The following is a 26,015-nucleotide window of genomic DNA, read 5'->3' as shown; positions in this document are numbered from 1 at the left end:
ATCTTCTTCCTCTGCCTCGTCGTCCTCGCCGGCCTCGGCATGGCGGCGGTCGCGGCCGTCGTCATCGGTGGCCTCTTCAAGGGCCAGCGCTGAGCAGCGCGGCCCCGCGGGGCCGCGCCGTGATCTCCCATGGCCACTGAACTCCCGTACGACCTCACACCCGAGCTCGCCCCGCTGTCCTGGCTGATCGGCAGCTGGGAGGGGCAGGGCCGTCTCGGCGACGGCACGGAGGGGACCGAGATCTTCTACCAGCGCGTCGACTTCGCCGAGCACGGCCTGCCCTTCCTCGAGTACCGGGCCGAGTCCTGGCTGTGCGAGGCGGACGGCACCCTGCTGCGCCCGCTCACGGTGGAGTCCGGCTTCTGGCAGGTGGACCGGCCCCGGCAGGACGGTGATGTGGGCCCGGGCATGGTTCCGGCCGGGATCGTGCCCGCCTACCGCTCCGCCGAGGACGTCGAGGGGCTGCGCGGCGGGGACGACGCCTTCCGCATCACGGCCACGATCACCCACCCCGGGTCCCTTGCGGAGCTGTACTACGGACGGATCAAGGGCCCCCAGGTGCAGATCGTCGCCGACTCCCTCCTGCGCGGCTCCGCCGCCGGCGAGTACGCCCGCGCCACCCGCATGGCGGGCCTGGTCAACGGCCAGCTCTTCTGGCGGTGGGACTCCTCGCCCGCCGAGACCGGCCCCCTGGACGCGCACGCCTCCGCGATCCTCGACCGCATGCCGGATCCGTCGGAGGGCCGGCTCGCCCCGGGTGCGCCCCGTCCCCGGGGAGAGCGCGGGCAGAGCCCGGAGCAGTCCTCGTGAGGGGCCCCCGGCGCAGCCCGCTGCTGGACGGCCCGGCCGCCGCCCCGGGGGGGCCTGCCCACGGCGCCGTCGAGGCCGAGGGCCAGGACGCAGGCGTGGCTGCCCACTACGGCCGCCCGCTGCCGGAGCAGCGTTCCCTCGCCCGCGGCCGATCCCTCGTGGACCTGTCCACTCGGGCGGTCCTCTCGGTGTCCGGCCCGGACCGGCTGACCTGGCTGCACACGCTCGGCAGCCAGCACCTCGCGGGACGCTCGGCGGGCTCCAGCACCGAGACCCTCCTCCTGGACGCCAACGGCCGCATCGAGGCCGCGGTGCATCTGCTCGAGGACGGCGCCGCCACCTGGTTGATCGCCGACGCAGCCCACGCCGCCACACTGGCGTCGTGGCTGCGGTCCATGGTCTTCTCCCATCGGGTGACGCTGCGGGACCACTCGGGCGCCGTCGCCGTCGTCGGCGCCACGGCCCCCGTGCCGGGGTGGGAGGACCGCACCGTCTGGGTGGACCCCTGGCCGCACATCGACGCCGGCGGCTGGGCATACACCGCGGACCCCGACCCCGCCGCCCATCCCGGCGCCGACTGGTCCTGGCGGGAGTATCTGGTCACGCACGCCGACCTGGTGGAGACCGTCGGACGCCTCGGCACGGGGGAGCTGGCCGGGTGGGGCCTCGCCGGTGCCCTGGCCGCCGAGGCGCTGCGGATCGAGGCGGGCCGTCCCCGCCCCGCCGTCGACGGCGACGAGCGCACCATCCCCCACGAGCTGGACCTCCTCCGCACCGCCGTGCACCTGGAGAAGGGGTGCTACCGCGGCCAGGAGACCGTGGCGCGGGTCCACAACCTCGGCCGTCCGCCGCGCCGGCTCACCCAGCTGCTGCTGGACGGCTCCTCCCACGCGCTGCCGGCTCACGGCGCGTCCGTGATCGTGCGACCGGACCCGGACACCACGGAGGCCCGGGAGCGGGCCCGTCCGGTCGGGGCCGTCACCAGCGCGGCCCAGCATCATGAGGCCGGCGCTCTGGCCCTGGCCCTGCTCAAGCGCGCGGTGCCCGTGATGGCGGAGCTGCTCGTCCGGGAGGACGCCGCTCAGGCCGGCGAGCCGGCGTGGATCGCGGCGGCCCAGGCGCCGCTGGTGTCACCCGAGGCCGGACAGGTCGTCGGACGCCCCCGCGGCCTCTCCGGCCGCGCCTGAACTCCGACGCCGGACCGGCCGGGGGCCGTCGCCGGCGCGCTCCGTCCGGGCGCGACGGGGCCGCCGTTCAGCGGCCGAAGAGGACCTTCGCCTCGTCGTAGCGCGCCTGCGGGACGGACTTGAGGCCCCTGAGCGCGGCGCGCATGGGGATCGAGATGATCTCCGTGCCGTTCGCGGCCACCATCTGGCCCCAGCGCCGTTCCGCCACGAGGTCCACGGCCCCCATGCCGAAGCGCGTGGACAGCACGCGGTCGGTGGCGGTCGGCGCGCCTCCGCGCTGGATGTGGCCCAGCACGGTGTTGCGGGTCTCGATCCCGGTCATGGTCTCGATCTCCCGGGTCACCCACTCGCCGATCCCGCCGAGCCGCGGACGGCCCGAGGCCTCCACTCCGGCGTCGGACAGCGGATCGTCGTGGCCCTCGGGGACGAAGCCCTCCGCCACCACCACGAGCGGCGAGCGGCCCTTGTCGTGCACCTGGGTGACCCACTCGGCCACCTGCTCCATGGGGGTGCGCACCTCGGGGATGAGGATCGCGTGGGCTCCCGCGGCCATGCCGGAGTGCAGGGCGATCCAGCCCACGTGTCGGCCCATGACCTCGGCCACCATGCAGCGGTGATGGGACTCGCCCGTGGTGCGCAGCCGGTCCATCGAGTCCGTGGCGATCTGCACGGCGGTGTCGAAGCCGAACGTGTAGTCGGTGCCCTGCAGGTCGTTGTCGATCGTCTTCGGGACGCCCACCACCGGCAGGCCGTCCTGGGCCAGGCGGTTCGCCCCGGCCAGGGTGCCTTCACCGCCGATGGCGATGACGGCGTCGATCTCCAGCTCCGTGAGGTTGCGCCGCAGGTTCTCCGGGCCGCCGCCGTCGGCGTCGTACGGGTGGGTGCGGGACGTTCCCAGGATGGTGCCGCCGGTGCGGGCGAGACCGCGGACGCGGGTGCGGGGCAGCTCCTCGACGTCCTTGTGGATGATGCCGGCCCAGCCGTTGCGGACGCCCACCATCTCCATGTCATGGGTCTTGATGCCGTGGAGCACGGCCGCTCGGATCACGGCGTTCAGGCCGGGGCAGTCGCCGCCCGAGGTGAGCAGTCCGACGCGCATGGGTGTTCCTCCTGGTTGCGGGTGCGGGGGAGGGGGGCTGAGGGCCGCCCGCGCCCCACCCTAGCCAGGCCGGGCGCGGGGCCGTCAGGTCTCGTGCGCCCGCCCCGCACCCGGGGTCCCGGTCACTCCGAGAGCAGGGCCTCGATCCGCTGGACGCCCTCGGCGAGGTCGTCGTCGCCCAGGGCGTAGGACAGGCGGAGGTAGCCGGACGGGCCGAACGCCTCGCCGGGCACGACGGCGACCTCCGCCTGCTCGAGGATGAACGCCGCCAGCTCGGCGGAGGTCGCGGGGGTGACGCCCCCGCGGTAGGTCCGCCCCAGTGCCTCGCGCGCGTCCACGTACGCGTAGAAGGCGCCCTCCGGCGTCGGGCAGGAGAACCCCGGGACCCGGTTCAGTCCCTCCACCATGGCGCGGCGGCGGCGGTCGAACGCGGTCTTCATCTCGTCCACGGCGTCCAGGGGGCCGGCGACGGCGGCCAGTGCGGCCCGCTGGGAGACGTTGGCGACGTTCGAGGTGGCGTGGGACTGGAGGTTGGCGGCGGCCGTGATGACGTCCACGGGCCCGGCCATCCAGCCCACGCGCCAGCCCGTCATGGCGTAGGTCTTCGCGACGCCGTTCAGGATGACGGCCTGGTCCGCGAGCCCGGGCACGGCCGCCACGATCGAGGTGAAGGGCATGCCGTCGTACGTGAGGTGCTCGTAGATCTCGTCCGTGACCACCCAGAGGCCGTGCTCGAGGGCCCACTCGCCGATCGCCCGGGTCTCCTCGGGCGAGTAGACGGCGCCGGTGGGGTTGGAGGGGGACACGAAGAGGAGCACCTTGGTGTGCTCGGTGCGGGCGGCCTCGAGCTGCTCCACACTCACCTTGTAGCCCGTGTCGGGGCCGGCGAACACGTCCACGGGCACGCCGCCGGCGAGCCGGATCGCCTCGGGGTACGTGGTCCAGAACGGGGAGGGGACCAGCACCTCGTCCTGCGGGTCGAGGAGGGCGGCGAACGTGTTGTAGACGGCCTGCTTGCCACCGTTGGTGACCAGCACCTGGGCGGCCTCCAGGGCCACGCCGGAGTCGCGGAGGGTCTTGGCGGCCACGGCCTCCCGCAGCTCGGGCAGGCCGGCGGCGGGGGAGTAGCGGTGGTTGCGCGGGTCACGGGCGGCCTGGACGGCGGCCTCGACGATGTAGTCCGGGGTGGGGAAGTCGGGCTCGCCGGCCCCGAAGCCGATCACCGGCCGGCCCTCCGCCTTGAGGGCCTTGGCCTTGGCGTCGACGGCGAGGGTCGCCGAGGGGGCGATGGCGGAGAGCCGGGCGGACACGCGGTGGGCGGGGGCAGCCATGGGGACCTTCTTCGTCGGGGGCGGACTGGCGCGCGGGCGGCGCCGCCCGCGCGTCCCAGCCTACTGAGCGGCGCCGTGTTCGACACGTCCGGCGGGGATGGCGTACTCTGGATCCTCGGTACCGCGAGATCGGGCCCGGGCGGATCCGGGCGGATCGGCGGGCACCTAGGGTAGTGGCGCAATTGGTAGCGCAGCGGTCTCCAAAACCGCAGGTTGCAGGTTCGAGTCCTGTCTGCCCTGCTCAGTGCCGGACCTGTCGGTCCGGCACTGGACGTGCAGAGCGTTCCGGCGATCCGATCGAGTGAGGCCACGTGACTGAGATGGCGGCGACCCGCGGGAGCTCGACTCCCGAGCCTGAATCTCGGAGGCGTGGGCCCTTCGGTCGGATCGTGCTGTTCCTGCGTCAGGTGGTCGACGAGCTCCGCAAGGTGGTCACGCCCACCAGCGAGGAGCTGATCCGCATGACAGGCGTCGTTCTCGCCTTCGTGGCCGTCATGATCCTCTTGGTCATGGGCCTGGACTGGCTGTTCGGCACCCTCGCCGGCCTGCTGTTCGGCACGGGTTCCGTCTGAGCGGCCCGGCCGGCGGGAGCGGCGGTGCACGTCCGCATCGGCCCGCCCCGGGCAGTCCGCACCCCGTCAGCAGAAAGCAGGAAGTCGTGTCCGAGCAGGAACTGGATCGTCAGGACGTCGAGGAGTCGACTGACACCACCGTGCAGGAGGCCGACCTCGCGATCGCCGAGGGTCAGACCGAGGCCGTGAGCGCCGAGGACGCCGAGGAGCAGCTCGAGGAGGCACTCGCCGAGGCCGTGGCGGGTGAGGATGCCCCGGCCGCCGAGGAGACCGCCGCCGTCGACGCCGGCGAGGAGCTGCGCACCCGTCTGCGCCGCCAGCCCGGCGACTGGTACGTCGTCCACACCTACGCCGGCTACGAGAAGCGCGTGAAGACGAACCTCGAGGCCCGTGTCCAGACCCAGGACATGGAGGACGCGATCTACGAGATCGAGGTCCCCATGGAGGAGGTCGTGGAGATCAAGAACACCACGCGCAAGATCGTCAGCCGTGTCCGCATCCCCGGCTACGTCCTCGTGCGCATGGACCTCGACGACGCCTCGTGGGGCGTCGTGCGCCACACCTCCGGCGTCACCGGCTTCGTGGGCAACGACGCCCACCACCCGCAGCCGCTGACGCTCGACGAGGTGTACGACATGCTCGCCCCGTCCGTGATCCAGCAGGCCGCCCGCGAGGCGGAGAAGGCGGGCCTCGCCCCGCAGGCCACCGCCGAGTCCGGAGTCCCGACCGCGCCCGCGATCCACGTCGACTTCGAGGTCGGCGAGACCGTCACGGTGAACGACGGCCCGTTCGAGACGCTCCCGGCCACGATCTCTGAGATCAAGCCGGAGGCCCAGCAGCTCGTGGTGCTCGTCTCGATCTTCGAGCGCGAGACGCCCGTGACCCTGTCCTTCAGCCAGGTGACCAAGGTCATCTGAGGACGCCCAGTCTTCCGCCTCCTGCCGGCCGCCTGCCGGCGGGGGAGCGGTCCCGGCCGCCGCGCCACGGCGGCCCCCGCCCACGGTGCGCTCCTGCGCCGCGGGTCCCCCAGTGAGAGAAGGATCCACTCATGGCTCCCAAGAAGAAGGTCGCCGGTCTGATCAAGCTTCAGATCCAGGCCGGCGCGGCCAACCCGGCCCCGCCCATCGGCCCGGCCCTCGGCCAGCACGGCGTGAACATCATGGAGTTCTGCAAGGCCTACAACGCCGCCACAGAGGCCCAGCGCGGCAACGTCATCCCGGTCGAGATCACCGTGTACGAGGACCGCTCGTTCACGTTCATCACCAAGACCCCGCCGGCCGTCGAGCTCATCAAGAAGGCCGCGGGCGTCCAGAAGGGCTCCGCCACCCCGCACACCGCCAAGGTCGGCACGCTGACCCAGGCCCAGTGCGAGGAGATCGCCCAGTCGAAGATGGAGGACCTGAACGCCAACGACGTCCAGGCCGCCGCCAAGATCATCGCCGGCACCGCCCGCTCCATGGGCATCACCGTCGAGGGCTGACGCCCCCCCACCCCCATCCAGTGGCAGGGCCGAGCGCGGCCCGAGAGACCACGACTGCACAAGGAGAACAGAGCAGATGGCACAGCGCAGCAAGGCATACAAGGCGGCCAAGGCCGCGATCGGGGACACGCTGTACTCCCCGTCCGAGGCGATCGCCCTCGCCAAGGAGACCAACCCCTCGAAGACCGACGCCACCGTGGAGGTCGCCCTCCGCCTGTCGGTGGACCCCCGCAAGGCCGACCAGATGGTGCGCGGCTCCGTGAGCCTGCCCCACGGCACCGGCAAGACCGCCCGCGTCGTCGTGTTCGCCACCGGTGACCGCGCCGAGGCCGCCCGCGCCGCCGGCGCGGACGTCGTGGGCGACGACGACCTGATCGCCCGGATCTCCGAGGGCTGGGTGGACTTCGACGCCGCCGTGGCCTCCCCGGAGCTCATGGGCAAGGTCGGCCGTCTGGGCAAGGTGCTCGGCCCCCGCAACCTGATGCCGAACCCCAAGACCGGCACCGTGACCCCGGACGTGGCCAAGGCCGTGGCCGACATCAAGGGCGGCAAGATCGACTTCCGCGTCGACAAGCACGCGAATCTGCACTTCATCATCGGCAAGACCTCCTTCGAGGCCAAGCAGCTGATCGAGAACTACGCCGCCGCGCTCGAGGAGGTGCTTCGCCTGAAGCCCGCCTCGTCCAAGGGCCGTTACATCTCGAAGGCCACCGTGGCCACCACCTTCGGCCCGGGCGTCCCGATGGACCCCAACGCCGTGGCCCCCAAGGGCGACGAGGCCTGAGCCTCCCCGGAGCCCGCCGCGGTCGCCTGACCGCCGACGACGGCCGGTCCCCTCCCACGCGGGAGGAGGCCGGCCGTCGTCCGGTTTGCGGCCGGGGTCGGGGGAGGGTATGCTGGTCGGACCGAAGACCGCCGGTCACGGTGACCCCTGCCCACGCGCGGGAGCACCGTCGAAGGCCCTCCCGACGGAGGCGGCCCGCGCAGGTGATGCTGAGCCTCATGCGCCCGTCCGTCAGGACCGGGCCGTCATGCCGCGCCCCGTGCACCTGCACGGGGCGTTTCTCGTTGTCGGGGGTCGGGCGGTCCCCCCGAACCACCGAGAGGAGTGCCATGGCGACGTCCGCGAAGGAGTCGGCGGTGGCCGAGCTGGCGGACCTGTTCCGCAGCTCGAGCGCCGCTGTCCTGACGGAATACCGTGGCCTGACGGTGTCCGAGCTCAAGGAGCTCCGTGACTCCCTCCGTCAGGATGCGACCTACGCCGTGGCGAAGAACACGCTCGCCGAGATCGCTGCGAAGGACGCCGGTGTGGAGGGCCTCGAGGCCCACCTCACCGGTCCGACCGCGATCGCGTTCGTGACCGGTGACCCGGTCAGCGTCGCGAAGGCGCTGCGTGACTTCGCCAAGGACCACGAGAGGCTCGTGCTCAAGGGCGGCTACATGGACGGCCAGCCCCTGGACGAGGCCGGCATCAAGCAGCTCGCGGACCTCGAGTCCCGCGAGGTGCTGCTGGCCAAGTTCGCCGGCGCGATGAAGGGCAGCATGTCCAAGGCCGCCGCCCTGTTCCAGGCCCCGCTGTCCAAGACCGCGCGCACGGTCGAGGCCCTGCGAGCCCAGCAGGACCAGGCTGCCTGACGCAGCCCCACCCGGGCTGCACGGCCCACCCACTTCCACACGTACCCACGTCGTACACGTAAAGGAGCCATCATGGCCAAGCTGACCACCGAAGAGCTGCTCGCCGCGTTCGAGGAGCTGACCCTCATCGAGCTGTCCGAGTTCATCAAGGCGTTCGAGGAGAAGTTCGACGTCACCGCCGCCGCCCCCGTGGCGATGGCCGCTGCCGGCGCCCCCGCCGGCGGTGCCGCCGAGGCCGCCGAGGAGAAGGACGAGTTCGACGTCGTCCTCGAGTCCGCCGGCGACAAGAAGATCGGCGTCATCAAGGAGGTGCGCGCCCTCACCTCCCTCGGCCTGAAGGAGGCCAAGGACCTCGTCGACGGCGCCCCCAAGCCGGTCCTCGAGGGCGTCAACAAGGAGACCGCCGAGAAGGCCAAGGAGCAGCTCGAGGGCGCCGGCGCGACCGTCACCCTGAAGTGATGCGCGCGGCCTGAGCCGCACCCCTCGTCCGCGACCCCCGTCCCGCCTCGGCGGCACGGGGGTCGCGGCGCGTCCACCCGTCCTGATCCAGCCACGGAAGGCCCGCGATGACCTGCGCCCCGACCGCTCCCGCGACGCCGCGTCGTCCTGGATCCCGTCTGCAGGCCCTCGACGCCACGCGCTTCGCCGCCGCCCTCGCCGTGGTCCTGTACCACTGGACGTCCTGGCACCACGGCGAGTGGGACGGCGGGGACACTGTGGCGCTGGAGATCTGGCCCGTGCTCGGCCGGCTCTCCAGCCTGGGCTCGCTCGGGGTGCAGCTGTTCTTCATGGTCTCGGGCTTCGTGATCCTGCTCTCGGCGTTGGGGCGGAGTCCCGCCCGCTACCTGGGCTCGCGCGTGGGTCGGCTGTACCCGGCGTACTGGGTGGCAGTGCTCCTCGCAGGGCTGCTGCTGTTCGTCCTGTGGCCGGAGGCGGGGGAGGGACGCAGCCCGGTGCAGATCCTGACGAACCTCACGATGCTCCAGGGCGCCCTGGGCGGCGGCCAACCGCACCTCGACGGCGTCTACTGGACCCTCTGGATCGAGCTGAAGTTCTACGCCACGGTGCTCGCCCTCCTGCTGCTGAGATGGACGACGCCGGTCCGCCTCCTGGCCTTCGCGGTCCTGTGGCCGTCGTTCGGGACGGCCCTGTGGTGGGCCGCCCGTGGGCACGCGCAGGCGTTGTCCACCGTGTCGCATTGGCTGTTCCCGGAGTACTCGGCGCTGTTCGCGGTCGGGATCGCGCTGTTCCTCGTCCACCGGCACGGCGGCACCCCGACGCGGTGGGCGGCTGTCGCAGTGACCGCCGTCCTGGCGGTCGCCTGGAGCACGCGGATCCAGGTGCGGGAGACCATGGCCACCACCGGCCTGGTCGTGCCGTGGTGGGTCGTGGCCGGCGTCGGGACCGCGATGGTGGTCTGGGTGGCGGTGGCGACCGTGGGCCCGGCGGCCCGCTGGCACGTCCCCGGGGCGGCCGCGGCCGGGGCGCTGACCTATCCGCTGTACCTCCACCATCAGCTGTGGGGCTGGTGGCTCATCGGACGTCTGACCCCGATCCTGGGACCGCGGCCGACCCTGATCGTGACGCTCGCGCTCGTCCTGGTCTGGTCAGCGTTCGTGCACCGGTGGGTGGAGCGGCCGCTGGGGCCGCGCCTGCGGGAGGGTGCCAGTCGGCTGTTCGAACGGGTCCCCGGCCTCGGGGCGGACCCGCTGCGGCCCGGGGTCCCGACTCCACCGCCCGGCCCATCTGATGGGGCGGGTGGACGCGCGGTATGAGTTGGGTTAGGATGGATCTTTGCACCTCCCCTGTCCCATCGTGCCCGGAAACGGGTGCCATGGGAGGGACTGCGCGGCCTTCATATAGCGGTGGGCCCGGTCCCGTTGCCCGACGCAGCGGGGGAGGCTGACCGGAACCCTGCAGTCCTGTGGAAGGATCCTACGTGGTCGCCTCGAGCACCTCCAACGAAACCGCTGCCGTCTCCCCCCGCTCCGCCGCCTCGGCCGGGCGCATCTCCTTCGCCAAGATCCATGAGCCGCTCGACGTGCCGGATCTGCTGGCGCTGCAGACGGAGTCGTTCGACCGCCTGATCGGCAACGAGCGCTGGATGGCCCGCGTGGACGCCGCCGTCGCGGCCGACGACCACTCGGTCTCGGTCACGTCCGGCCTCACGGACATCTTCGAGGAGATCTCCCCGATCGAGGACTTCCAGGGCACCATGTCCCTGTCCTTCTCCGATCCGGAGTTCGCCGACGCGAAGATGACGGAGGAGGAGTGCAAGGACCGCGACGCGACCTACTCCGCCCCGCTGTACGTCAAGGCCGAGTTCATGAACAACACGACCGGCGAGATCAAGCAGCAGACGGTGTTCATGGGCGACTTCCCGCTCATGACCCGCAACGGCACGTTCATCATCAACGGCACCGAGCGCGTGGTCGTCTCGCAGCTGGTGCGCTCCCCGGGCGCCTACTTCGAGCGGACCCCGGACAAGACCTCGGACAAGGAGATCTTCTCCGCGAAGATCATCCCCTCCCGCGGCGCGTGGTTCGAGCTCGAGGTGGACAAGCGCGATCAGGTCGGCGTGCGCCTCGACCGCAAGCGCAAGCAGCCGGTGACCGTGCTGCTCAAGGCCATGGGCTGGTCCGAGTCCCGCATCCTCGAGGAGTTCGGCCACTACGACTCCATCCGCGCCACCCTCGAGAAGGACGGCACCGCCGACCAGAACGAGGCGCTGCTGGACATCTACCGCAAGCTGCGCCCGGGCGAGCCCGCCGCCGTCGACGCCGCGCAGACCCTGCTGAACAACCTCTACTTCACGCCCAAGCGCTACGACCTCGCCAAGGTGGGCCGCTACAAGCTCAACCGCAAGCTGGGCGTGGACGTGCACCTGGGCGATCCGAACGCCTCCGTGCTCACCGAGGACGACATCGTCCAGATGGTGCACTTCATCGCCGCGCTGCACGCCGGCGAGTCCACCATCCGGGGCACCCGCGACGGCGAGAAGGTCGACGTGCGCGTCGAGGTCGACGACATCGACCACTTCGGCAACCGCCGCATCCGCGCCGTGGGCGAGCTGATCGAGAACCAGATCCGCACCGGCCTGTCCCGCATGGAGCGCGTCGTGCGCGAGCGCATGACCACGCAGGACGTCGAGGCGATCACCCCGCAGACCCTGATCAACATCCGCCCGGTGGTGGCGGCGATCAAGGAGTTCTTCGGCACCTCCCAGCTGTCGCAGTTCATGGATCAGAACAACCCGCTGGCCGGGCTGACGCACAAGCGCCGCCTGTCCGCGCTCGGCCCGGGCGGCCTGTCCCGCGACCGCGCCGGCATGGAGGTCCGCGACGTCCACCCGTCGCACTACGGCCGCATGTGCCCCATCGAGACCCCGGAAGGCCCGAACATCGGCCTCATCGGCTCGTTGGCGACCTTCGGGCGGATCAACCCGTTCGGCTTCATCGAGACCCCGTACCGGCGTGTGGTGGACGGCCGGGTGACCGACGACGTCGACTACCTGACTGCCGACGACGAGCTGGGCTTCCAGATCGCCCAGGCCAACGCCCCGGTGGATGAGGACGGCCGCTTCGTCGAGGAGCTTGTGCTCTGCCGCCAGCGCGGCGGCGGCGGCGAGCCCGTGCTGTCCACCGTCGATGACATCGACTACATGGACGTGTCCCCGCGCCAGATGGTGTCGGCCGCGACGGCCCTGATCCCGTTCCTCGAGCACGACGACGCCAACCGCGCGCTCATGGGCGCGAACATGCAGCGTCAGGCCGTGCCCCTGCTGCAGTCCCAGGCCCCGTACGTGGGCACGGGCATGGAGAAGTACGTGGCCGTGGACGCGGGCGACTCCGTCACCGCCACCGAGCCCGGCGTCGTGACCGAGGTGGCTGCGGACCTGGTGACCGTCATGAACGACGACGGCACCACCACGCACTACCCGATCCTGAAGTTCTCCCGCTCCAACCAGGGCAACGCGTACAACCAGCGTGTGCGCGTCTCCGAGGGCGACCGCGTGGAGCGCCTCTCGGTGATCGCCGATGGCCCCGCGACGGACAACGGCGAGCTCGCGCTCGGCAAGAACCTGCTCGTGGCGTTCATGCCCTGGGAGGGCCTGAACTACGAGGACGCGATCATCCTGTCCCAGCGCATGGTCTCGGAGGACGTGCTGACCTCGATCCACATCGAGGAGCATGAGGTGGACGCCCGTGACACCAAGCTGGGCGCCGAGGAGATCACCCGGGACATCCCGAACGTGTCGGAGGAGGTGCTGTCCCAGCTCGACGAGCGCGGCATCATCCACATCGGCGCCGAGGTGGAGGCCGGCGACGTCCTGGTGGGCCGCGTGACCCCGAAGGGCGAGACGGAGCTGACCCCGGAGGAGCGCCTGTTGCGCGCCATCTTCGGTGAGAAGTCCCGTGAGGTGCGCGACACGTCCCTGAAGGTGCCCCACGGCGAGTCCGGCACTGTGATCGGCGTGCGGATCTTCGACCGCGACGAGGACGACGACCTGCCCCCGGGCGTCAACCAGCTCGTCCGCGTGTACGTGGCCCAGAAGCGCAAGATCACCGACGGTGACAAGATGGCCGGCCGCCACGGCAACAAGGGCGTCATCTCCAAGATCCTCCCGCTCGAGGACATGCCGTTCCTGGCGGACGGCACCCCGGTCGACGTCGTGCTCAACCCGCTCGGCGTGCCCGGCCGCATGAACCTCGGTCAGGTCATGGAGATCCACCTCGGCTGGGCTGCCTCCCGCGGCTGGGACATCGAGGGTGAGCCCGAGTGGATCAAGGACCTGCCGGACTTCCCCCGGCAGTCCGGTCCGGTCAACGTGGCCACGCCGGTGTTCGACGGGGCGGAGGCGCACGAGATCACCGGCCTGCTGGGCCACGTGAACGTGACCCGCGACGGCGACCGCCTCATGGGCACCACCGGCAAGGCGCAGCTGTTCGACGGCCGCTCCGGCGAGCCGTTCCCGGACCCGGTGTCCGTGGGCTACATGTACATGCTCAAGCTGCACCACCTGGTGGACGACAAGATCCACGCGCGGTCCACGGGCCCGTACTCGATGATCACGCAGCAGCCGCTGGGCGGAAAGGCCCAGTTCGGCGGCCAGCGCTTCGGCGAGATGGAGGTGTGGGCGCTCGAGGCGTACGGCGCCGCGTTCACCCTCCAGGAGCTGCTGACCATCAAGTCGGATGACATCCATGGCCGCGTGAAGGTCTACGAGGCCATCGTCAAGGGCGAGAACATCCCCGAGCCGGGCGTGCCGGAGTCCTTCAAGGTGCTCATCAAGGAGATGCAGTCCCTGTGCCTGAACGTGGAGGTCCTCTCCGCCGACGGCCAGACCATCGAGATGCGCGACGCGGAGGACGAGTCGTACCGCGCAGCCGAGGAGCTCGGCATCGACCTGTCCCACGCCGAGCCGAGCTCGGTCGAAGAGGTCTGATCCTCCTCCCTCCCCCAGACGTCCTCTGAGAACCACGGAACCAAGGAGTTCACCGGAGCATGACCACTGACAACTCTTTCGGCCTGATGCGCATCGGCCTGGCCACGGCGGAGGACATCCGCCGCTGGTCCTACGGCGAGGTCAAGAAGCCCGAGACCATCAACTACCGCACCCTGAAGCCGGAGAAGGACGGGCTCTTCTGCGAGAAGATCTTCGGCCCCACCCGGGACTGGGAGTGCGCGTGCGGCAAGTACAAGCGTGTGCGCTTCAAGGGGATCATCTGCGAGCGCTGCGGCGTGGAGGTGACGCGCTCGAAGGTGCGCCGTGACCGCATGGGCCACATCGAGCTCGCCGCCCCCGTCACCCACATCTGGTACTTCAAGGGTGTGCCCTCGCGCCTGGGGTACCTGCTGGACCTCGCCCCGAAGGACCTCGAGAAGGTCATCTACTTCGCGGCGTACATGATCACCTCCGTCGACGACGAGGCCCGCCATCGCGACCTGCCCAACCTGCAGGCCGAGCACGACCAGGAGACCCGTGTCCTGGCCGACCAGCGCGACGCCGACATCGCCGCCGTGGCCGCCGACCTCGAGAAGGACCTCGCCAAGCTCGAGGCCGAGGGTGCCAAGGCCGCGGAGAAGAAGAAGGCCCGCGACGCCGCGGACAAGACCATGGCGCAGATCCGCAAGCGTGCGGACGCGGAGCTGGACCGCAAGGAGCAGGTCTGGGACCGCTTCAAGAACCTCAAGGTCGCCGACCTCGAGGGCGATGAGGGCCTGTACCGCGCCATGCGGGACAAGTTCGGCGCCTACTTCGAGGGCTCCATGGGTGCGGAGGCGATCCAGCGTCGCCTGCAGACCTTCGACCTCGAGGCCGAGTCCGAGCTGCTGCGCGAGACCATCAAGACCGGCAAGGGCCAGCGCAAGACCCGCGCCCTGAAGCGGCTGAAGGTCGTCAACGCGTTCCTGACCACCGTGAACTCGCCCGAGGGCATGGTGCTGGACGCCGTCCCGGTGATCCCGCCGGAGCTGCGCCCGATGGTCCAGCTGGACGGCGGCCGCTTCGCGACCTCCGACCTGAACGACCTGTACCGCCGCGTGATCAACCGCAACAACCGCCTGAAGCGGCTGCTCGACCTCGGCGCGCCCGAGATCATCGTGAACAACGAGAAGCGCATGCTGCAGGAGGCCGTGGACTCGCTGTTCGACAACGGCCGTCGCGGCCGGCCGGTGACCGGCCCGGGCAACCGTCCGCTGAAGTCCCTGTCCGACATGCTCAAGGGCAAGCAGGGCCGCTTCCGTCAGAACCTGCTGGGCAAGCGTGTGGACTACTCGGGCCGCTCCGTGATCGTGGTGGGCCCGCAGCTCAAGCTGCACCAGTGCGGTCTGCCCAAGCAGATGGCGCTCGAGCTGTTCAAGCCGTTCGTCATGAAGCGCCTGGTGGACCTCAACCACGCGCAGAACGTGAAGTCCGCCAAGCGCATGGTGGAGCGCTTCCGGCCTCAGGTGTGGGATGTGCTCGAGGAGGTCATCTCCGAGCACCCCGTGCTGCTGAACCGCGCCCCCACCCTGCACCGCCTCGGCATCCAGGCGTTCGAGCCGCAGCTGGTGGAGGGCAAGGCCCTGCAGCTGCACCCGCTCGTGTGCTCGGCGTTCAACGCGGACTTCGACGGCGACCAGATGGCCGTGCACCTGCCGCTCTCCCCGGAGGCGCAGGCCGAGGCCCGGCTGCTCATGCTCTCGAGCCACAACATCCTGAAGCCGTCCGACGGCCGTGCCGTGGCCGTCCCGGCCCAGGACATGATCATCGGCCTGAACCACCTCACCACGGTGCGCCAGGACGAGACGGGCGCGGGCAACGCGTACGCCACCGTGGCCGAGGCGATCATGGCCTTCGACGCGGGCGAGCTGCACCTGAACGCCCCGGTGACCATCGGCGTCGAGGGCTTCGTGCCCTCGGAGGCGGTGCCGGCCCCGGAGGGCTGGACCGAGGGCATGCTGGCCCCGATCGAGACCACTCTGGGCAAGGTGCTCTTCAACGAGCTGCTGCCGGCGGACTACCCGTGGCTGGACGGCCAGGCGACCAAGGGCACCCTCGGCCAGCTGGTCAACGACCTCGCCGAGCGCTACCCGATGGTGGTCACCGCCCAGACGCTCGACAACCTCAAGGATGCGGGCTTCCACTGGGGCACCTGGTCCGGTGTGACCGTGGCGATCTCGGACATCACGTCCGACTTCGACAAGGCCTCGATCATGCAGGGGTACGAGGAGCAGGCGCAGCGCGTGCAGGCCCAGTACGACAAGGGCCTGATCGCCGACGACGAGCGCCGCTCTGAGCTGATCGACATCTGGAACAAGGCCACCGACGAGGTCGCCGCGGCCATGAAGGACGGGCTCTCGGAGCTCAACACCATCAATCGCATGGTGTCCTCCGGCGCCCGAGGCAACTGGCTGCAGGTCCGTCAGATCGCGGGCATCCGTGGCCTGGTGGCCAACCCGAAGGGCGAGATCATCCCGCGCCCGATCAAGTCCTCGTACCGTGAGGGCCTGTCGGTGCTCGAGTACTTCTCCGCCACCCACGGCGCCCGCAAGGGCCTCGCGGACACCGCGCTCAAGACGGCGAACTCGGGCTACCTCACCCGTCGCCTCGTGGACGTGTCCCAGGACGTGATCGTCCGCGAGGAGGACTGCGGCACCGGCCGCGGCCTGGCCGTGACCATCGCCGAGCCGAACGCGGACGGCGAGCTGCAGACGCACGAGCAGGTCGAGAACTCGGCCTTCGCCCGCACGCTGGCCCAGGACGTCACCCGCGAGGACGGCACCGTGCTGGCCTCGGCCGGCGCGGACGTGGGCGACGTGCTCATCGGCGAGCTGGTGGCCGCGGGGGTCGCGGAGATCAAGGTGCGCTCCGTGCTCACCTGCGACTCCGCCGTCGGCACGTGCGCCAAGTGCTACGGCCGCTCGATGGCCACCGGCCAGCTGGTGGACATCGGCGAGGCCGTGGGCATCATCGCCGCGCAGTCCATCGGCGAGCCGGGCACCCAGCTCACCATGCGCACCTTCCACACCGGCGGTGTGGCCTCGGCGGACGACATCACCCAGGGTCTGCCCCGCATCCAGGAGCTCTTCGAGGCACGCACCCCGAAGGGCGTGGCCCCGATCTCCGAGGTGGCCGGCCGGGTCACCATCGAGGACACCGACGCCTCGATCCGCCTGATCCTCACGCCGGACGACGGCTCCGAGGAGATCGCGTACCCGGTCCTGCGCCGCGCCCGCCTGCTCGTGCAGGACGGGGAGCACGTGGCCGTGGGCACGCAGCTCGTGGCCGGTGCCGTGGACCCGAAGCAGGTCCTGCGCGTGCTCGGCCCGCGGGCCGCCCAGCGCTTCCTCGTCGAGGAGGTGCAGGACGTGTACCAGTCGCAGGGCGTGGGCATCCACGACAAGCACGTGGAGGTCATCGTCCGGCAGATGCTGCGCCGGATCACCGTGATCGAGTCCGGTGAGACCGATCTGCTGCCCGGTGAGCTCACGGACCGCGCCCGCTTCGTGGCGGCCAACCGTGCCGCCGTCGCCGAGGGCAGGCAGCCGGCCTCCGGCCGTGACGAGCTCATGGGCATCACCAAGGCCTCGCTCGCCACCGACTCGTGGCTGTCCGCCGCGTCCTTCCAGGAGACCACCCGCGTCCTGACGCAGGCGGCCATGGAGGGCAAGTCGGACCCGCTGCTGGGCCTGAAGGAGAACGTGATCATCGGCAAGCTGATCCCGGCCGGCACCGGCCTGGACCGCTACACCCAGACGGCTGTGGAGCCCACGGAGGAGGCCAAGGCCTCGCTGTTCGCCTCCCCGGTGGGCTTCGCCGACTTCGACTACCCGGGCCTGGACCAGCCGCTCGGGGAGGCGGAGTTCCACGCGGTCTCCCTGGACGACTACGGCCGGGGCGGCGACTTCCGCGCCTGACCTGTCCGGTCCCGCACACGACGCGGCCCCCGTCGGATGACTCCGGCGGGGGCCGCGGCGTGCGTGCGTCGGGGCCGCTCAGCGGCGCGACATGTACAGGGTGAAGGCGTGGGTCAGGACCTTGTGCAGGGGGAAGTCCCACTCACCGTGCGTCTGGACGATGTCCGCGCCCTGCGTGGTCTTGAACTCGGTGAGACCGGTGATGCGGTCCTCGCCGTCCACGGACCCGGGGACGCCGCCGAGGTCCAGCCAGTGGCAGCCGTCGGCGAGACCTGCACGGATCTGCTCGAACTCCAGCAGGCGGGGAGCATCTCGCTTGCGCTCCTTCTGCGAGGACGCCGAGTAGGGGCGCCAGCACACGTGGCCCTGGCGGAAGTGGAACGCCGCAGCCACGGGATCTCCCTCGAACTCGGCGAGGTAGTACGTCACGTCGGCCAGCTCCGAGCCGCCCAGCTCGGCCAGGACGCGCTCGAAGTACTCCTTCGGGCGCCCGGTGAACCGATCGCGCGTGGCGGTCTCGTGCTGGAGGTCGTCCCACTCGTCCAGGCGTTCCGGCCCGGCGGTGACCACGTCGAGGTCGTTGCGCATCGAGCGGCGGGTGCGCTTGCGGCTCGAGCCGGACATGCGGGCGAGGACGGACTCCTCGTCAAGGCTCTCGAGGGGGATGCGCGCCTGGAACATCGGCTGACCCGCGGAGAACCCGGGGAGGATCTCGGGGGCGATCCAGCCGGCCTCCCGCAGGCGTTCCTCGAGCTCGACCGCCGCCGGGTCCTCCTCCGCCGCGGGCAGGTCGGTGAGCATGCGGTGCTGCGGGTCGGTGAGGGACTTGCGCACGGTGTCCGCGTCCCACCGGCGGACCACGCCGGGCGGCGCGACGCGCACCAGGAATGCGCCCTGAGCGTGGAGCTCGGCCACCAGGACGGTCAGGGCGGCGACGACGTCGACCCCCTCGTCGAGGACGGGGCCCTCGGCGACGTACGCGAGGAAGGCGCGGCCCAGGAAGGGGGTGCGCCCCGGCACGGGCAGGCGGCGGCCGAGCACGAGTGCGGCGCCGACGAGGCGGCCGTCCTGCTCGAAGCCGAGCGACTGGCCGGACCAGTCGGTCTTCACCCGCTGCCAGGCGGGGTTCTGCAGGAACGAGGCCCCCGGATGGCGGCGCAGGACCTCCACGTGCTCGGCCTCGGTGATCGCGCGGACCGTCACGGGTGAGGGGGAGGGCAGGGGCGTGGCGTCGGGGGAGGTGTCAGTCACGGCGCCCACTCTACGCCGTGGTCCGGGACGGTCCGGGGCCGTGTGCTATGCTGGGCGGGATTGTTTTTCCAAGTGGCAGAGTGGACCCGGTCCGGTCGCGGGGTTGTTGCGCGACAGATGCCACACTTTTGCACGCCTGCGGTCCATTGCTCCTCTCGGACGGGTCCGCGGGCCTCCGCAGAGTCGAGGAACGAGCAGCGCCGGCCCCCGGGTCGGCGCACCCCGTCAGCGATCACGACAAGGAAGGCTGGAGAGTGCCTACGATTCAGCAGCTGGTCCGCAAGGGCCGCTCACCCAAGGTCGTCAAGACCAAGGCCCCTGCACTGCAGGGCAACCCCATGCGTCGTGGCGTGTGCACCCGTGTGTACACCACGACCCCGAAGAAGCCGAACTCCGCGCTGCGCAAGGTCGCCCGCGTCCGCCTCAACGGTGGCGTCGAGGTCACCGCGTACATCCCGGGCGAGGGCCACAATCTGCAGGAGCACTCGATCGTGCTCGTCCGCGGCGGCCGCGTGAAGGACCTGCCCGGCGTGCGCTACAAGATCGTGCGCGGCGTGCTGGACACCCAGGGCGTGAAGAACCGCGGCCAGGCCCGCTCCCGCTACGGCGCCAAGAAGGAGAAGAAGTAATGCCTCGTAAGGGTCCTGCCCCCAAGCGCCCCCTCGTCGTCGATCCCGTCTACGGCTCGCCCCTGGTCACGCAGCTGATCAACAAGGTGCTGATCGACGGCAAGAAGTCCACCGCCGAGCGCATCGTGTACGGCGCGCTCGAGGGCGCCCGTGCCAAGAACGGCGCCGATCCCGTGGCCACGCTCAAGAAGGCCATGGATAACATCAAGCCGGCCCTCGAGGTCAAGTCCCGCCGCGTCGGCGGCGCCACCTACCAGGTGCCCGTCGAGGTCAAGCCGGGCCGCGCCACGGCGCTCGCCCTGCGCTGGCTGGTCGGCTTCTCGAAGGCCCGCCGGGAGAAGACCATGACCGAGCGTCTGATGAACGAGATCCTGGACGCCTCGAACGGCCTGGGCGGCGCCGTGAAGCGCCGCGAGGACACCCACAAGATGGCCGAGGCCAACAAGGCCTTCGCCCACTACCGCTGGTGATCCCGTCGGCCCGGACCGCGTGAGCGCGGTCCGGGCCGCAGGCGCGCGCCTCCGGGGCGCGCGCCGTCCGCCTCCGTCCCTCGAGACCCCCACACGACCACTCCGACCAAGGGAGACACCGTGGCACAGGACGTGCTGACCGACCTGAACAAGGTCCGCAACATCGGCATCATGGCCCACATCGATGCCGGCAAGACCACCACCACCGAGCGCATCCTGTTCTACACGGGTGTCAACCACAAGCTGGGCGAGACCCACGACGGCGCGTCGACCACCGACTGGATGGAGCAGGAGAAGGAGCGCGGCATCACCATCACGTCCGCCGCGGTGACCTGCTTCTGGAAGAACAACCAGATCAACATCATCGACACCCCCGGCCACGTCGACTTCACGGTCGAGGTGGAGCGCTCCCTGCGCGTGCTGGACGGTGCCGTGGCCGTGTTCGACGGCAAGGAGGGCGTGGAGCCCCAGTCGGAGACGGTGTGGCGCCAGGCGGACAAGTACAACGTCCCCCGCATCTGCTTCGTCAACAAGATGGACAAGCTCGGCGCGGACTTCTACTTCACCGTGGACACGATCGTGAAGCGTCTCGGCGCCAAGCCCCTCGTGATGCAGCTGCCGATCGGCGCCGAGAACGACTTCGTCGGCGTCGTCGACCTGCTGACCATGAAGGCCTTCGTGTGGCCGGGCGACGCCAAGGGCGACGTGACCATGGGCGCCGAGTACGAGATCCAGGACATCCCGGCGGAGCTCGCTGAGAAGGCCGAGCAGTACCGCACCGAGCTCATCGAGGCCGTCGCAGACACCTCCGAGGAGCTCATGGAGAAGTACCTCGAGGGCGAGGAGCTCTCCGAGGAGGAGATCGCCGCCGGGGTGCGCCACCTGACGGTGAACGCCGAGGCCTACCCGGTGTTCTGCGGCTCTGCGTTCAAGAACCGCGGCGTGCAGCCCATGCTCGACGCCGTCGTGGCCTACCTCCCGAACCCGCTCGACGCCGGCGCCGTCAAGGGCCACGCCGTGGGCGACGAGGAGCAGGAGCTGGAGCGCGAGCCCTCGAAGGAGGCCCCGTTCTCCGCGCTGGCCTTCAAGATCGCCTCGCACCCGTTCTTCGGCACGCTGACCTTCATCCGCGTGTACTCCGGCCGCCTCGAGTCCGGCGCGCAGATCCTCAACGCCACCAAGGGCAAGAAGGAGCGGATCGGCAAGCTCTTCCAGATGCACGCCAACAAGGAGAACCCGGTCGAGGAGGTCGTGGCGGGCCACATCTACGCCGTGATCGGCCTCAAGGACACCACCACGGGTGACACGCTGTGCAACCCGAACGAGCCGATCATCCTCGAGTCGATGACCTTCCCGGAGCCCGTGATCTCCGTGGCCATCGAGCCGAAGTCCAAGGGCGACCAGGAGAAGCTCTCCACCGCCATCCAGAAGCTCGTCGCCGAGGACCCGACGTTCCGGGTCAACCTCAACGAGGAGACCGGTCAGACCGAGATCGGCGGCATGGGCGAGCTGCACCTCGATGTGTTCGTCGACCGCATGCGCCGCGAGTTCCGCGTCGAGGCCAACGTGGGCAAGCCCCAGGTGGCCTACCGTGAGACCATCAAGCGCAAGGTCGACAAGGTCGACTACACGCACAAGAAGCAGACGGGCGGCTCCGGCCAGTTCGCGAAGGTCCAGCTCTCCTTCGAGCCCCTGGACACCGCGGACGGCGAGATCTACGAGTTCGAGAACGCCGTCACCGGCGGTCGCGTCCCGCGCGAGTACATCCCCTCGGTGGACGCCGGAATCCAGGACGCCATGCAGTTCGGCGTGCTCGCCGGCTACCCCCTGGTGGGCGTGAAGGCCACGCTGCTCGACGGCGCGTACCACGACGTCGACTCCTCCGAGATGGCGTTCAAGATCGCCGGCTCGCAGGCGTTCAAGGAGGGCGTGAAGAAGGCGTCTCCGGTCATCCTCGAGCCGCTGATGGCCGTGGAGGTCCGCACCCCCGAGGAGTTCATGGGCGACGTCGTCGGCGACCTGAACTCCCGCCGCGGTCAGATCCAGTCCATGGAGGACGCCACCGGCGTGAAGGTGGTCAACGCCCTCGTGCCGCTGTCGGAGATGTTCGGCTACATCGGCGACCTGCGCTCCCGCACCCAGGGTCGCGCGGTCTACTCGATGACGTTCCACTCCTACTCCGAGGTCCCGAAGAACGTGGCCGACGAGATCATCCAGAAGTCCCAGGGCGAGTGACCCCCGGGTCCCCTCGCTGAACGACATGCCCCGCCCGGGCGCCGCGTGCGTCCGGGCGGGGCACCCTGGCCGGGACGACCGGCCGGGATTTCCCCAACCCCGCATCAGGCAAGTAGACTCGTCCAGGTTGTCAGCACGCTCGCGCGGCTGAGCACTCTTCGTGACGAGGAAACACGTTCTTTAGGAGGAACTGTGGCAAAGGCAAAGTTCGAGCGGACGAAGCCGCACGTCAACATCGGCACCATCGGCCACGTTGACCACGGCAAGACCACCCTCACCGCCGCCATCTCGAAGGTCCTGTACGACAAGTACCCGGACCTCAACGAGAAGCGTGACTTCGCGTCGATCGACTCCGCCCCGGAGGAGCGTCAGCGCGGCATCACCATCAACATCTCCCACGTGGAGTACCAGACCGAGAAGCGTCACTACGCCCACGTGGACGCCCCCGGTCACGCCGACTACATCAAGAACATGATCACCGGTGCGGCCCAGATGGACGGCGCCATCCTCGTGGTCGCCGCCACCGACGGCCCCATGGCCCAGACCCGCGAGCACGTGCTGCTCGCCCGCCAGGTCGGCGTGCCCGCCCTGCTGGTGGCCCTGAACAAGGCCGACATGGTCGAGGACGAGGAGCTCCTCGAGCTCGTCGAGATGGAGGTCCGCGAGCTGCTGTCCTCCCAGGAGTTCGACGGTGACGACGCCCCGGTCGTCCGCACCTCCGGCCTGAAGGCCCTCGAGGGCGACGCCGAGTGGGTCAAGTCCGTCGAGGACCTGATGGACGCCGTGGACGAGTACATCCCGGATCCCGTGCGTGACAAGGACAAGCCGTTCCTCATGCCGATCGAGGACGTCTTCACGATCACCGGCCGTGGCACCGTGGTGACCGGCCGCGCCGAGCGCGGCACCCTGGCCATCAACTCCGAGGTCGAGATCGTGGGCATCCGCGACCTGCAGAAGACCACCGTGACCGGCATCGAGATGTTCCACAAGCAGCTCGACGAGGCCTGGGCCGGCGAGAACTGCGGCCTGCTGCTGCGCGGTCTGAAGCGTGACGACGTCGAGCGCGGCCAGGTCATCGTGGCCCCGGGCTCGATCACCCCGCACACCGGCTTCGAGGCGAACGTCTACATCCTCTCCAAGGACGAGGGCGGCCGTCACAACCCGTTCTACTCGAACTACCGTCCGCAGTTCTACTTCCGCACCACCGACGTCACCGGCGTCATCACGCTGCCCGAGGGCACCGAGATGGTCATGCCCGGCGACACCACCGAGATGTCGGTCGAGCTCATCCAGCCGATCGCCATGGAGGAGGGCCTCGGCTTCGCCATCCGCGAGGGTGGCCGCACCGTGGGCTCCGGCCGCGTCACCAAGATCACCAAGTGACCCTCTGATCACCGCGTGATCGCGTCCGGCCTCGCGGCCGACGCGTTCGAAGGCCCCCGCCGTCCGGCGGGGGCCTTCGTGCGTCCGGGGAGCGCCTCGGTGTTCTGACCGGAGACGTTGATTGAGCGGCCGGCGTGCGCCTCATCGGTCATGGTGGCGCGAGGGGAGGATTGGAGCGGCGGGAGGTCGTCGGCCTGGTTGTGTGCGGCCGTCAGCCGAACAGTCTTCAGGGGCGGAGTCGCGTGGCCGCGAGGAGCCATTGCACGCCCGTCGGGTCGCCAGTGGTGAGGATGCCGGGAGCGGTGGACGTGTACTCGGCCTGGCCCAGGATGACTGCTTTCAGGGCTCGGGTCCCCGCAGTCAGGACGGCCGTGGTGACGTCCGGGGGGTTCATGCGGATGATCGTGGTCTCGTGGGGTGACAGGCAAGCGAGGTAAGTGACGGCATCGCCAGGCGTGGCTTGACGCGAGTCGGTCAGGTGCAGAGCGACCGTCACGGGCCTTGTGACGAGGTCAGGGCGCGCTTGGGCGTGGGCGCGCATGGTCAGGATCAGAGTGTCCGGGCTCATGTCGGCCTCCCAGGGCAGGGAGGGTGAGGTGACCGCCCACTCGGCCAGGGCATTGTTCACGTGCTCGAGTTCGTACCCCCAGGAGGTGAGTTCGTAGAACTCGCCCTCGAGTCCGTGGATCCCCCTCTTGGTCGCGACGCCCGTCGCGACCAGGTCGCTGAGGCGGCGCGTCAGGATCGTCGGCCCGATCCCCATGACGTCCCGTTGGAGGTCCTTGAAGCGCTTGGGGCCGAGCAACAGCTCGCGCACGATGATCATCGTCCAGCGGTTCCCGATCAGATCCAGCGCGTGGGCTGCGGCGCACCCGTCGTTGTAGGACCCATATGTCCGTCGTTCTCCCATTGACGCCTCCTACTACGGAAAGTATAGTGTCGTCACTACCGAAGCGGTAGCAAGGAGCGGTGATGACTGATCTGATGGCCCTGACGCACCGAGCACGCCAAGGGCTGGCAGACGACCTCGAGGGCCTGGCGGCAAGCGACTGGGCACGCCCGAGTCTCTGTCCGGGTTGGGATGTCGAGCACGTCGTGGCTCACCTGACGGCTGCGGCGTCGACCAGCCAACGTGCGTGGTTGCGAAGCATCGTTCTCGCCGGGTTTCGGCCTGCGGTTCACAATGAGCGACGGCTTCGTGAGCACTTGGGGAAAGACCCTGCTGAGACCCTGGCACGGTTTCGGGCGGTCATCACTTCCACCGTGGCCCCCTCCAAAGACTTGGCTGCCTACCTCGGAGAAGCCCTCGTTCACGGTGAGGACATCCGGCACCCCCTCAACATCCCGACCGCCGTCGACATCGTCGCTGCGACGCAGGTCGCCCGCTTCTACGCGAGCCGCGACTTCGCCGTCAGCAGTAAGACCCTCTCGTCGGGACTGCACCTGCGGGCCACCGATGGCACCTTCGAGCACGGCGGTGGGCCAGAGGTCGTGGGTCCCACCCTCGCACTCGTGATGACCATGGCCGGGCGATCCAGTCACCTCGGGCAGCTTGCCGGCGACGGCGTCCCCATCCTGGTTTCACGTCTCGGAGAAGCCTCCTGATGGATGCGATGTGGCGTTCTGTCGACCAAGAACGGTCAGCCTCGACCCGCGACCTGAGATGCCTTGAGTCAGGGCTTCGGGGGCTGATTCCGACCTCGTCGCACCTGCACGCGAACGCCGCGCTGACACCACGGCACCGCATGCTCGTCGCACAGCTCGTCGTGGATGACGGCTGGCCGATCAGCGAGGCAGCCGCCCGCTTCCACGTGTCCTGGCCGACGGTGAAGCGGTGGATCGGCCGTCCACGGTCCAGCGCAACCTCACGACCGCGCGGCTCGACCGGCTGTCTCACGTCGACCGCGCCACCGGTGAACCCGTCCGCCGGCACGAGCACCCCACCCCGGCTCTTTGGTGCACGTGGACGTGAAGAAGCTCGGGAACATCTCCGACGGCGGCGCCTGGCGCCACGTCGGCCGCCGCCAAGGAGAACGCAACCGCGCCGCCGCCCCGGGCAAGCCGAAGGGCACGTGGCACAACCCCAAGCTCGGGTACGCGTTCGTCCACACCGTCATCGACGGCCACTCCCGTGTGGCATACATCCAGGTCCATGACGACGAGACAGCCGTCACAGCCGTCGCCGTCCTGCACCGACCCGTCGACTGGTTCGCTGAACGCGGCGTCACCATCGAACGAGTCGTGTCGGACAGCGGCCGCTCCTGCCGATCGCTCCTGTGGCCAGACCCCCGCGGCGCCCCGGCTGACTGGCTCCACCAGGACAACGAGCACCGCCCGGGCACGGCCTGCGGGAACCGGCCGCCCATCTCACGATCAATGAACGTCTCCGGTCAGTGCACCTAGGTGTAAGAGGTCATGACGTTGTTGACTCGGGCCGGGGCCAACGAGGCCGGAGGGGCGTCCCCGCAGGAGGTATGAGGCCGATGGTAGTTGTAGTGGTTCACCCACACGGCCAGCGCCTCACGCCGAGC

General features: G+C 70.1%; 21 protein-coding genes, 1 tRNA gene and 1 pseudogene. 18 read left to right on the top strand and 5 right to left on the bottom strand.

What is annotated here, in order from left to right; all coding sequences use genetic code 11:
- The first annotated feature begins 129 nt into the window (after positions 1-129).
- Positions 130-810, top strand: a complete 681-nt coding sequence (locus MA879_RS07105) for a nitrobindin family protein (protein ID WP_248124494.1) — start codon at positions 130-132, stop codon at positions 808-810.
- The gene (ygfZ, locus tag MA879_RS07100; protein WP_418001227.1) at positions 807-1,997 is read left to right on the top strand and encodes a CAF17-like 4Fe-4S cluster assembly/insertion protein YgfZ; all 1,191 of its coding nucleotides are present in this window, start codon (positions 807-809) and stop codon (positions 1,995-1,997) included. Before MA879_RS07105 ends, ygfZ begins: the two co-directional genes overlap by 4 nt.
- 67 nt (positions 1,998-2,064) lie before the next feature.
- Here the strand turns inward: ygfZ and MA879_RS07095 are convergent, their stop codons facing one another.
- Positions 2,065-3,096 carry a 6-phosphofructokinase gene (locus MA879_RS07095; protein ID WP_248124491.1) on the bottom strand — a complete coding sequence of 344 codons (1,032 nt, stop codon included), beginning with the start codon at positions 3,094-3,096 and terminating at the stop codon, positions 2,065-2,067.
- A gap of 122 nt (positions 3,097-3,218) precedes the next feature.
- Positions 3,219-4,427, bottom strand: coding sequence for a pyridoxal phosphate-dependent aminotransferase (locus MA879_RS07090; RefSeq protein WP_248124488.1), 1,209 nt, complete (start codon positions 4,425-4,427; stop codon positions 3,219-3,221).
- A gap of 167 nt (positions 4,428-4,594) precedes the next feature.
- On the opposite strand from MA879_RS07090, the gene MA879_RS07085 reads away from it, so the two are divergent.
- From MA879_RS07085 to MA879_RS07040, 10 genes are all read left to right on the top strand, one after another.
- Positions 4,595-4,667: transfer RNA gene (locus tag MA879_RS07085), tRNA-Trp, on the top strand.
- An 80-nt stretch (positions 4,668-4,747) separates the two neighbouring features.
- The gene (secE, locus tag MA879_RS07080; protein WP_248124720.1) at positions 4,748-4,999 is read left to right on the top strand and encodes a preprotein translocase subunit SecE; all 252 of its coding nucleotides are present in this window, start codon (positions 4,748-4,750) and stop codon (positions 4,997-4,999) included.
- A gap of 86 nt (positions 5,000-5,085) precedes the next feature.
- Positions 5,086-5,916: a transcription termination/antitermination protein NusG gene (nusG, locus tag MA879_RS07075; RefSeq protein WP_248124485.1), complete on the top strand. Its 831-nt coding sequence runs from the start codon at positions 5,086-5,088 to the stop codon at positions 5,914-5,916.
- Between the two features lie 131 nt (positions 5,917-6,047).
- A complete protein-coding gene (rplK, locus tag MA879_RS07070; RefSeq protein WP_135028809.1) occupies positions 6,048-6,479 on the top strand; it encodes a 50S ribosomal protein L11 in 432 nt (143 codons plus the stop codon).
- A gap of 76 nt (positions 6,480-6,555) precedes the next feature.
- Entirely contained in the window at positions 6,556-7,263 is a 708-nt protein-coding gene (gene rplA, locus MA879_RS07065; protein WP_248124483.1) for a 50S ribosomal protein L1, read from the top strand.
- A gap of 329 nt (positions 7,264-7,592) precedes the next feature.
- The gene (gene rplJ / locus MA879_RS07060) at positions 7,593-8,114 is read left to right on the top strand and encodes a 50S ribosomal protein L10 (RefSeq protein ID WP_248124480.1); all 522 of its coding nucleotides are present in this window, start codon (positions 7,593-7,595) and stop codon (positions 8,112-8,114) included.
- Between the two features lie 72 nt (positions 8,115-8,186).
- Complete coding sequence (gene rplL, locus MA879_RS07055; protein WP_248124477.1) at positions 8,187-8,573, top strand: 50S ribosomal protein L7/L12; 387 nt, start codon at positions 8,187-8,189, stop codon at positions 8,571-8,573.
- A 107-nt stretch (positions 8,574-8,680) separates the two neighbouring features.
- Positions 8,681-9,889 (top strand): acyltransferase family protein, encoded by a 1,209-nt coding sequence (locus MA879_RS07050; RefSeq protein WP_248124474.1) that lies wholly within the window; start codon positions 8,681-8,683, stop codon positions 9,887-9,889.
- 164 nt (positions 9,890-10,053) lie between these two features.
- On the top strand, positions 10,054-13,560 hold the full coding sequence (gene rpoB / locus MA879_RS07045) for a DNA-directed RNA polymerase subunit beta (protein ID WP_248124470.1): 3,507 nt from the start codon (positions 10,054-10,056) through the stop codon (positions 13,558-13,560).
- Between the two features lie 59 nt (positions 13,561-13,619).
- The gene (locus tag MA879_RS07040) at positions 13,620-17,516 is read left to right on the top strand and encodes a DNA-directed RNA polymerase subunit beta' (protein ID WP_248124467.1); all 3,897 of its coding nucleotides are present in this window, start codon (positions 13,620-13,622) and stop codon (positions 17,514-17,516) included.
- A 78-nt stretch (positions 17,517-17,594) separates the two neighbouring features.
- On the opposite strand, the gene MA879_RS07035 is transcribed toward MA879_RS07040, so the two are convergent.
- A complete protein-coding gene (locus MA879_RS07035) occupies positions 17,595-18,767 on the bottom strand; it encodes a lipid II:glycine glycyltransferase FemX (protein WP_248124464.1) in 1,173 nt (390 codons plus the stop codon).
- 254 nt (positions 18,768-19,021) lie between these two features.
- On the opposite strand from MA879_RS07035, the gene rpsL reads away from it, so the two are divergent.
- The 4 genes from rpsL (at position 19,022) to tuf (ending at position 23,484) form a co-directional block, all read left to right on the top strand.
- Positions 19,022-19,396, top strand: a complete 375-nt coding sequence (rpsL, locus tag MA879_RS07030) for a 30S ribosomal protein S12 (protein ID WP_248124463.1) — start codon at positions 19,022-19,024, stop codon at positions 19,394-19,396.
- The gene (gene rpsG / locus MA879_RS07025) at positions 19,396-19,866 is read left to right on the top strand and encodes a 30S ribosomal protein S7 (RefSeq protein ID WP_135028793.1); all 471 of its coding nucleotides are present in this window, start codon (positions 19,396-19,398) and stop codon (positions 19,864-19,866) included. The genes rpsL and rpsG overlap by 1 nt, the downstream gene beginning before the upstream one ends.
- Before the next feature lie 120 nt (positions 19,867-19,986).
- Positions 19,987-22,101: an elongation factor G gene (gene fusA / locus MA879_RS07020; RefSeq protein WP_248124462.1), complete on the top strand. Its 2,115-nt coding sequence runs from the start codon at positions 19,987-19,989 to the stop codon at positions 22,099-22,101.
- Between the two features lie 192 nt (positions 22,102-22,293).
- Positions 22,294-23,484 (top strand): elongation factor Tu, encoded by a 1,191-nt coding sequence (gene tuf / locus MA879_RS07015; protein ID WP_248124461.1) that lies wholly within the window; start codon positions 22,294-22,296, stop codon positions 23,482-23,484.
- Between the two features lie 226 nt (positions 23,485-23,710).
- Here tuf and MA879_RS07010 read toward each other — a convergent pair whose 3' ends face one another.
- Positions 23,711-24,394, bottom strand: coding sequence for a winged helix-turn-helix transcriptional regulator (locus MA879_RS07010; RefSeq protein WP_282447707.1), 684 nt, complete (start codon positions 24,392-24,394; stop codon positions 23,711-23,713).
- Between the two features lie 62 nt (positions 24,395-24,456).
- On the opposite strand from MA879_RS07010, the gene MA879_RS07005 reads away from it, so the two are divergent.
- The gene (locus tag MA879_RS07005) at positions 24,457-25,089 is read left to right on the top strand and encodes a maleylpyruvate isomerase family mycothiol-dependent enzyme (protein ID WP_248124458.1); all 633 of its coding nucleotides are present in this window, start codon (positions 24,457-24,459) and stop codon (positions 25,087-25,089) included.
- Between the two features lie 140 nt (positions 25,090-25,229).
- Positions 25,230-25,887 (top strand): annotated as a pseudogene (locus MA879_RS07000) (helix-turn-helix domain-containing protein).
- Here MA879_RS07000 and MA879_RS06995 read toward each other — a convergent pair.
- Positions 25,884-26,015: integrase core domain-containing protein (locus tag MA879_RS06995; RefSeq protein WP_141843713.1), on the bottom strand; the 132-nt coding region annotated here is incomplete at its 5' end. The pseudogene MA879_RS07000 and the gene MA879_RS06995 sit on opposite strands and share 4 nt — an antisense overlap.

The organism is Micrococcus lacusdianchii, from assembly GCF_023155805.1.
Taxonomy (GTDB): Bacteria; Actinomycetota; Actinomycetes; order Actinomycetales; family Micrococcaceae; genus Micrococcus; species Micrococcus lacusdianchii.
Note: the sequence above shows the minus strand (reverse complement) of the source record. Positions and strands in the feature narration are given on the sequence as shown.

What these genes read in the sequence shown, in the direction of transcription:
- MA879_RS07105 (WP_248124494.1), top strand. Translation starts at nt 130, where the DNA reads ATGGCCACTGAACTCCCGTACGACCTCACACCCGAGCTCGCCCCGCTG.
- MA879_RS07095 (WP_248124491.1), bottom strand. Translation starts at nt 3,096, where the DNA reads ATGCGCGTCGGACTGCTCACCTCGGGCGGCGACTGCCCCGGCCTGAAC.
- MA879_RS07090 (WP_248124488.1), bottom strand. Translation starts at nt 4,427, where the DNA reads ATGGCTGCCCCCGCCCACCGCGTGTCCGCCCGGCTCTCCGCCATCGCC.
- secE (WP_248124720.1), top strand. Translation starts at nt 4,748, where the DNA reads ATGGCGGCGACCCGCGGGAGCTCGACTCCCGAGCCTGAATCTCGGAGG.
- rplK (WP_135028809.1), top strand. Translation starts at nt 6,048, where the DNA reads ATGGCTCCCAAGAAGAAGGTCGCCGGTCTGATCAAGCTTCAGATCCAG.
- rplA (WP_248124483.1), top strand. Translation starts at nt 6,556, where the DNA reads ATGGCACAGCGCAGCAAGGCATACAAGGCGGCCAAGGCCGCGATCGGG.
- rplJ (WP_248124480.1), top strand. Translation starts at nt 7,593, where the DNA reads ATGGCGACGTCCGCGAAGGAGTCGGCGGTGGCCGAGCTGGCGGACCTG.
- rplL (WP_248124477.1), top strand. Translation starts at nt 8,187, where the DNA reads ATGGCCAAGCTGACCACCGAAGAGCTGCTCGCCGCGTTCGAGGAGCTG.
- MA879_RS07050 (WP_248124474.1), top strand. Translation starts at nt 8,681, where the DNA reads ATGACCTGCGCCCCGACCGCTCCCGCGACGCCGCGTCGTCCTGGATCC.
- MA879_RS07040 (WP_248124467.1), top strand. Translation starts at nt 13,620, where the DNA reads ATGACCACTGACAACTCTTTCGGCCTGATGCGCATCGGCCTGGCCACG.
- rpsG (WP_135028793.1), top strand. Translation starts at nt 19,396, where the DNA reads ATGCCTCGTAAGGGTCCTGCCCCCAAGCGCCCCCTCGTCGTCGATCCC.
- MA879_RS07010 (WP_282447707.1), bottom strand. Translation starts at nt 24,394, where the DNA reads ATGGGAGAACGACGGACATATGGGTCCTACAACGACGGGTGCGCCGCA.
- MA879_RS07005 (WP_248124458.1), top strand. Translation starts at nt 24,457, where the DNA reads ATGACTGATCTGATGGCCCTGACGCACCGAGCACGCCAAGGGCTGGCA.